The 280-nt window shown below is 72.1% G+C and carries 1 pseudogene; it reads left to right on the top strand.

From position 1 onward, the window contains the following. Positions 1 to 14 precede the first annotated feature (14 nt). A pseudogene (locus AC0I8G_RS25895) lies at positions 15 to 280 on the top strand (hypothetical protein); the annotation flags it as partial.

Raw genomic sequence — 280 nt, 5'->3', positions numbered from 1 at the left:
TCCCCTTGTGGGCGGTGAGTTCCCTCTCGCTGTCCGAGACGTACCAGTTGCCGGCCAGCGGGGCGACCGGTCACCGCGCGGTGGCGCAGGTCCACGACGACACCCTGTCGTTGTCCGGGACGCTGGTCGGCCCGGACCGCTTCACCTGGAAGCTCGGGCTGGAGCAGCTCGCCGAGGCGGGCAAACGCGGGACCGCCCTGGCCGCGGGTGGCCGCGGCACCGTCGGCGGGCTCATCCTCGTCACGGCCATGACCATCCGCACCGACATCCAGGTGCAGAG

This window comes from Kineococcus sp. AC630 (assembly GCF_979255925.1).
The sequence above is the reverse complement of the archived record's forward strand: the minus strand, read 5'-3'. Positions and strand labels throughout refer to the sequence as shown.